Genomic DNA, 6031 nt, shown 5'->3' with positions numbered 1-6031 from the left:
GCTGCGGCTGCCGATGGTCGCGGTCAACGACACCGCCACCAAGCGCATGTTCGACAACCGGTACGGCACGGGACAGTCGACGATAGACGGCATCCTGCGGGCCACGAACGCGATGCTCGCCGGCCGGACCGTCGTCGTGGCCGGGTTCGGCTACTGCGGTCGCGGCCTCGCCGAACGCGCTCGGGGCATGGGCGCCCGCGTGGTGGTCACCGAGGTCGACCCGGTCAAGGCCCTGGACGCGGTCATGCAGGGGTACACGGTCACCACGATGGATGAGGCGGCACCGCTCGGGGACGTGTTCGTCACCGTGACCGGCAACCGGGACGTCGTCCGGGCCGAGCACCTGGAGCGGATGCGCGACGGGGCGATCCTGGCCAACTCGGGCCACTTCGACCTGGAGATCGATCTGGTGGCGTTGGACCGGATGGCGGTCGAGGTGAACCACGGGGTGCGTGAGCAGGCGGACGAGTACGTGTTCGGCGACGGCCGCCGCGTGCTGCTGCTCGCCGAGGGCCGACTGGTCAACCTGGGGGCGGCGGAGGGACACCCGGCCGCCGTCATGGACATGTCCTTCGCCGTGCAGGCGCTGACCACGGAGTGGCTGGCGCGCAACCACGCGGACCTGGAACCCGGCGTGGCGGAGGTGCCGGAGGAGACCGACACCGAGGTGGCCAGGCTCGAACTGGCGGAGCTGGGGGTCGGTATCGACGTGCTCACCCCCGACCAGGACGCCTATCTGCGCTCCTGGCGCCCCTGACCGGGTCAGCCGGTCGCGCGGGGGCCGGTGGCTCCGTCACGCCACGCGGCCTCCTCGTGTCTGCGGCGGCGTTCGGCGAGCACCGCGGCCAGGAAGTGCGGCGGGGCGGTTCCCGGCGGCGGAGGTGGGCTGATCTGCGCGGACACCGCGTCGGCCAGGCGGACACCCATCTCGTGTCGGGTGTGCTCGGCCAACTCCCCGTAGCGCAGGACGTACTGGCGGGCGGAGGCCGCGGTCTCCGGCGAGAGCCGGGACAACTCGGCGTTCGCGGCCCAGGCGGCCAGGTGCGGGGGCATCGGGATGAACTCCTGGTGGCGGCGCCCGGTGCGCTCCTCGACGACCATCGTCCCCGCGAGGAAGTCGCCCACGCGTCGGCCGTCGCGGTTGACCATCGACGTGAACAGGGCGATGACGCCGGTCGTCAGCCAGATCTCCAGGAACCCGGTCAGCGCGCGGGCCAGGGCCTGGCGGAACCGGACGGGGGAGCCGTCGGTGCCGACCACGCGCAGCCCCATCGCCAGCTTGCCGAGGGAGCGGCCGCGGGAGACGGTCTCGAAGGCCGCCGGGTAGCCGACGATGATGAGGACGAGCGCGGCGGTGAAGAACGCCGTCGTGGCGGCGGGGTCGACGCCCGTGCTGATCCAGGTCGCGGCCACGGCCAGGACGGCCAGGAGGAAGAGCTGGAGGACGATGTCCAGCGCGAGTGCCGCGGCGCGGGTCGCGAAGCCCGCCGGGCGCAGGTCGAGCACCACCGCGTCGCCCGTGACCAGCGGAGTCGTGACGGACACGTCCTCGCGGGCCTCGCCGCCGGGATGGGACACCTCACACGCTCCCTCGAAGTGCGAACCTTGTCCTCCGACACTACCGTCACCCGCGCCGGTGGGCTCCGGCGGCCGGGGAACGGAACGGACGGAACGACCGAGTAGGGTCTCACACGTGGATATCGACGTGTTCGCGGCGGCGCACGCCAAGGAGTGGGAGCGCCTGGAACGCCTGGTGGGCAGGCGCCGACGGCTGTCCGGCGAGGAGATCGACGAGCTGGTCGACCTCTACCAGAAGGTCTCCACGCACCTGTCGGTGGTGCGCTCCTCCGGGCAGGACCCGGTGCTGGTGGGACGGCTGTCGGCACTGGTGGCCCGCGCGCGCTCGGCGGTGACCGGCTCGCACGCCTCCGCCNTCCCCCGCGTGTTCCCCGCCGTGCTGTACCGGCTGCGGTGGTGGTGGATCGCGGTGACCGCGGGAACGGTTCTGGTGTCCACGGTGATGGCCGCGTGGCTGGTGAACACGCCGGAGGCGCTGTACGCGATCGGTTCGCCGGAGGACATGGCGAGGTACGTCGAGCACGACTTCGCCAACTACTACGTGGAGAACCCGTCCGGGTCGTTCGCCGCGCGGGTGTGGACGAACAACGCGTGGGTCGCGGCGCAGGCGGTCATCGGCGGGGTGTTCCTGGGGTTGTGGACCCTGTACGTGCTGGTGGTCAACGCGGTGGGGGTGGGCCAGGTCGCGGCGATGATGATCGCCAACGACCGGGCGGACGTGTTCTTCGGGCTGATCCTGCCGCACGGGCTGCTGGAGCTGACGGCGGTGTTCGTGGCGGGCGGCGTGGGCCTCAAGCTCGGGTGGACGATCATCGCGCCGGGCCACCGGACTCGGCTGCGGGCGCTGGGCGAGGAGGGGCGGGCGGCCGTCGCGGTGGTGCTGGGACTCGTGGCGGTGCTGTTCGTCTCCGGGCTCATCGAGGGCTTCGTGACCGGGTGGGTGGAGACCGTGTGGCTGCGGGTCGGCATCGGCGTGCTCGCCGAGGCGCTCTTCCTGGCCTACGTGTACACGCTGGGGAAGTGGGCGCACGACAAGGGCGAGACCGGGGATCTGGAGAACGCCCCGCAGGCCGTGCCGGTGGCCTGACTCGGCGGAAAACCCGGCGCTCGGGGGTTCGCTCTGGCAGCATCGGCCGCATGGACGAACAGACCCCCCGTTGGTTCAAGAGTTCCTACAGCGCCGCCGTGACCTGTTGTGTGGAGGTCGCACTTACGCGGATCGGTGTCCGGGTCAGGGACTCCGAGCACCCGGAAGGTCGTGATGTCGGCATCGCGACTGCGGAGTGGGTGGCCCTGGTGTGCGCGGTTCGCGGAAGCGAACCCAGGTATCACGGGGCCTCGGGTCGGCGGGCGACGGCCCTCTCCGCCTCGGCGATGGATCGCTCGACCATGGCTACCTGTGGGTGATCCTGACTCAGTTGTGCGTTCCAGACGCGCAGGACCTCGGTGAACCAGGTGAGTGCGTTCTCGGCGTCACCCATCTCCAGGCGTGCCAGCGCCACGTAGTAGGCGGCGTCAGCGGTCATGTGGTGGTCGGGGCCCAGGTCACGCTTCCGGGTCGTGTGGACGTGCCGGAACTCGGGCTCCGCCGCGGCGGGGTCCCCCCGACGCATGGTCACGTACGCCATGTTCTGCGCGGCGAGGAGGGCCAGTGGGTCCTCCTCATCAGAGGTCCGGGCCCGCTTCTCCCGCACGGAACCCAGGATCTCCGTGGCCTCGTCCCAGCGTTCCCTTCTGAGCGCTATCAGGCCGAGCTGGTAGAGGCTGTCCAGAGTGTCCGGATGCTCGCCGCCGAACACCCGCGCGCGGTCCGCGTGCACGGCGCGGAAGGCCTCCTCCGCGTCATCCAACCGGTCCTGGTACAGCCGGGACTCCGCCAGGAAGTGCCTGGCGGACATCACCGTCGCATCGTGCGCACCGAACGACTTCGTGCCCGCGTCGACACACCCGATCAGTACCTCCTCCGCCTCTGACGTGCTCCCGAGCCGGAGGAGGGTTCTGGCGACCGACACCAGTGTGCGGAGCGCCTGAAGATGGACCTGTTCGATGGCCCCGATGAGCTTCAAAGCGCTGTTCCCGATGCTGCGTTTGTCCTGCGAATGGAGCCGGATGCGCGACATCGTGATCATGAACAGAGCCGCGGACTCCATGTCCAGGTCACGATCGCGCTGCCACTCCAACAGGTGTTCCGCCTCGTCCAACAGCGGGACATCGTCCTCGGTCAGCGCCGTGCGTACTGTCTCGGAGACAAGCGGATGAAGACGAAGTGACGTTTCGTTCTGGTGCGTGGTGACGCTGACCAGCCCGTGGACGACGAGGGCGTTGACCGCCCGGGCCGTCGCGGCCTCGTCCATGCCGTCGAACGGCCCCTCCCGCAGTTCGGAGATGGGGAGTCGGCGAAGTGGGATGTCCTTTCCTTCGGGCCCCAGGACAGCGAGCAGACGCAGCAGCGGGGCCGCGTACGCGTCCCTTTCCGCGACCAGTCGCAGTGACAGTTCCCAGACACCGGACAGCAGTTTCCTGTCCGCGTCGGTCCCCACCACGAAGGGCGCGGCGAGATCGTCAAGGGACTCGATGCCCGAGGCCAGGCGATCCAACAGGGCGTTCGCGTCGGGGAACAGCACCCGGTGCGTGGCCAGGATGCGTCCGGCGAGGTGAAGAGCAAGCGGCACGCCGCCCAGGCGTTCGGCCAACACGTCGGCTCCGGGAAGGCTGGGAAGTCCCGCGTGGTCGGCGAGCGCCCTGGTGGCGGAGCGGGCGTCCAGCTCACCCACGCGGTGCACCTCGGCCGGGGCCCACAACGCGGGATCGTCGATCCGGCTCGTCACGAGGACGAAGCCGCCCGGACTGGCGCGCATCCACCCCAGCTGGTCACCGACGCGGTTGTCGGGATCCAGCTCCTCCGGCCGGTCCGCGTTGTCGATGACCAACAGCCACGGCCGGGGCGCCCCATCCAGGTGGCGCCACACCCACCGTGCCGCCTGGTGCCGGGTACCTCGGAGACGCTCGGCCTCTTCGCGGGAACCGCCCACCTCGACGGCGGCCTCCAGCATGCTGGCCGTGACGCTGCCGGGCCGGATCCAGAAGACCGTCCACCCGTCGGAACGCGCCCGCTCGGCGAGCGCGGCGGCCACGGTGGTCTTCCCGAAACCCCCGGGACCCGTGAGGACGTGGGGGACGGCGGCACCCGCCCGCATCGCGTCGCCGAGTACGGTCAACAGGTCGTCACGACCGCGTACGGCGGTCGCCAGGCGCGGCGGGTCCAGGGCCACGTCCGACGCCGGAGCCGCCGGAACGGACGAGACGTTGATCGTCACGTCGCCATGGATGTCCTTGGCCTGCACCAGTTGGCCGGACACGGTCCCGTGGGCGGAGTTCTCGTGCGCGTCGGGGGGAGGAGCCATGCCCCCCATAGTGCCCGCGATGTCACCCGGGGCGGGAGCCGACTCGATTCACCTCAGGGCTCTTCGACCCACCAACGTCGTACGACCTTTGGTATTGCCATGCTTGTATGGCGATGATCGGTTCTCGTCGACCAGATGCGTGCGGTCGACCGCCAGCTTCGACCGGGCGACTCCGCCGGGCGCCTGGAGCCGGATGAACTGGACGAACGGACCACGCCCGCCGTCTCATCCTGGGCCTCCGGTAGGTGTCACAACCGCCCCTGGGCCTTGAGGTTGATGTAGGCGTCCGCGAGCGCCGGGGCGATGTGCTCCGGGTCGGCGTCGACCACCTCCACGCCCATCCGGCGCAGCTCCGCCGTGACCCGCCGCCGCTCGCCCAGCGTCCGCTCCGCCGCGGCCGCCCGGTACAGCGCGTCCGCGCTGCCGCGTTCGGCCGCCATCGCGCCCACGGCCGGATCCGTGACCGCCGCGACCATCACCAGGTGGCGCGACGTCAACGCGCCCAGCTTCGGCAGCAGTCCCTCCTCCAAGGCCGCCGCGTTCAGGTCCGTCAGCAGCACCACCAGCCGCCGCGTCCTTCCCTGCGTCCCCAGGACGGTCGACACCATCCCCGCCGGGTCCGACTCCAGCAGCTCCGCCTCCAGCGGCGCCATGGCCTCCACGATCCGCCCCACCTGGCTGCCCTTGCCCGACGACCGCACCTGTGCGCGGACCCTCCGGTCGTAGGCCAGGAAGTCCACCCGGTCGCCGGCCTTGCCCGCCAGCGCCGCCAGCAACAGCGCCGCGTCCATCGAGTGGTCCAGGCGCGGGGTGTCACCGACCCTTCCCGCGGACGTCCGCCCGGTGTCGAGCACGATGAGGATGCGCCGGTCCCGTTCGGGCCGCCACGTGCGCACCACCACCCCGTCGCCCCGCGCGGTCGCCCGCCAGTCGATCGACCGCACGTCGTCTCCGGGGACGTAGTCGCGCAGGGAGTCGAACTCGCTTCCCTGGCCGCGCACCATCGCGGTGTGCTGGCCCTCCAGCTCCCTCAGTCGCGACAGCTTCCC

5 protein-coding genes and 1 pseudogene (1 of these 6 cut by a window edge) are annotated in these 6031 nt (G+C 71.0%); 3 read left to right on the top strand and 3 right to left on the bottom strand.

Annotated elements, in window-relative coordinates:
- Positions 1–757: pseudogene (ahcY, locus tag D471_RS32430) on the top strand (adenosylhomocysteinase); it begins 475 nt to the left of the window's first position.
- A 5-nt stretch (positions 758–762) separates the two neighbouring features.
- On the opposite strand, the gene D471_RS0100595 reads toward ahcY, so the two are convergent.
- Positions 763–1578: an RDD family protein gene (locus D471_RS0100595; RefSeq protein WP_017596834.1), complete on the bottom strand. Its 816-nt coding sequence runs from the start codon at positions 1576–1578 to the stop codon at positions 763–765.
- A 115-nt stretch (positions 1579–1693) separates the two neighbouring features.
- Between D471_RS0100595 and D471_RS0100590 the strand changes: the two genes are divergently transcribed.
- Positions 1694–2665: a stage II sporulation protein M gene (locus D471_RS0100590; protein ID WP_017596833.1), complete on the top strand. Its 972-nt coding sequence runs from the start codon at positions 1694–1696 to the stop codon at positions 2663–2665.
- 50 nt (positions 2666–2715) lie between these two features.
- Entirely contained in the window at positions 2716–2985 is a 270-nt protein-coding gene (locus tag D471_RS42600) for a DUF397 domain-containing protein (RefSeq protein ID WP_083923993.1), read from the top strand.
- Here D471_RS42600 and D471_RS0100585 read toward each other — a convergent pair.
- Together D471_RS0100585 and D471_RS0100580 are read right to left on the bottom strand one after the other, a co-directional pair.
- Positions 2907–4991 carry a tetratricopeptide repeat protein gene (locus D471_RS0100585; protein WP_017596832.1) on the bottom strand — a complete coding sequence of 695 codons (2085 nt, stop codon included), beginning with the start codon at positions 4989–4991 and terminating at the stop codon, positions 2907–2909. The genes D471_RS42600 and D471_RS0100585 overlap by 79 nt on opposite strands.
- A 239-nt stretch (positions 4992–5230) precedes the next feature.
- The coding region (locus tag D471_RS0100580; protein ID WP_017596831.1) for a DUF58 domain-containing protein at positions 5231–6031 on the bottom strand (801 nt) is incomplete at its 5' end.

The sequence above is a fragment of the Nocardiopsis lucentensis DSM 44048 genome (genome assembly GCF_000341125.1).
Taxonomy (GTDB): domain Bacteria; phylum Actinomycetota; class Actinomycetes; order Streptosporangiales; family Streptosporangiaceae; genus Nocardiopsis; species Nocardiopsis lucentensis.
This window is presented reverse-complemented; position numbering and strand designations above follow the sequence as displayed.

What these genes read in the sequence shown, in the direction of transcription:
- D471_RS42600 (WP_083923993.1), top strand. Translation starts at nt 2,716, where the DNA reads ATGGACGAACAGACCCCCCGTTGGTTCAAGAGTTCCTACAGCGCCGCC.
- D471_RS0100585 (WP_017596832.1), bottom strand. Translation starts at nt 4,991, where the DNA reads ATGGGGGGCATGGCTCCTCCCCCCGACGCGCACGAGAACTCCGCCCAC.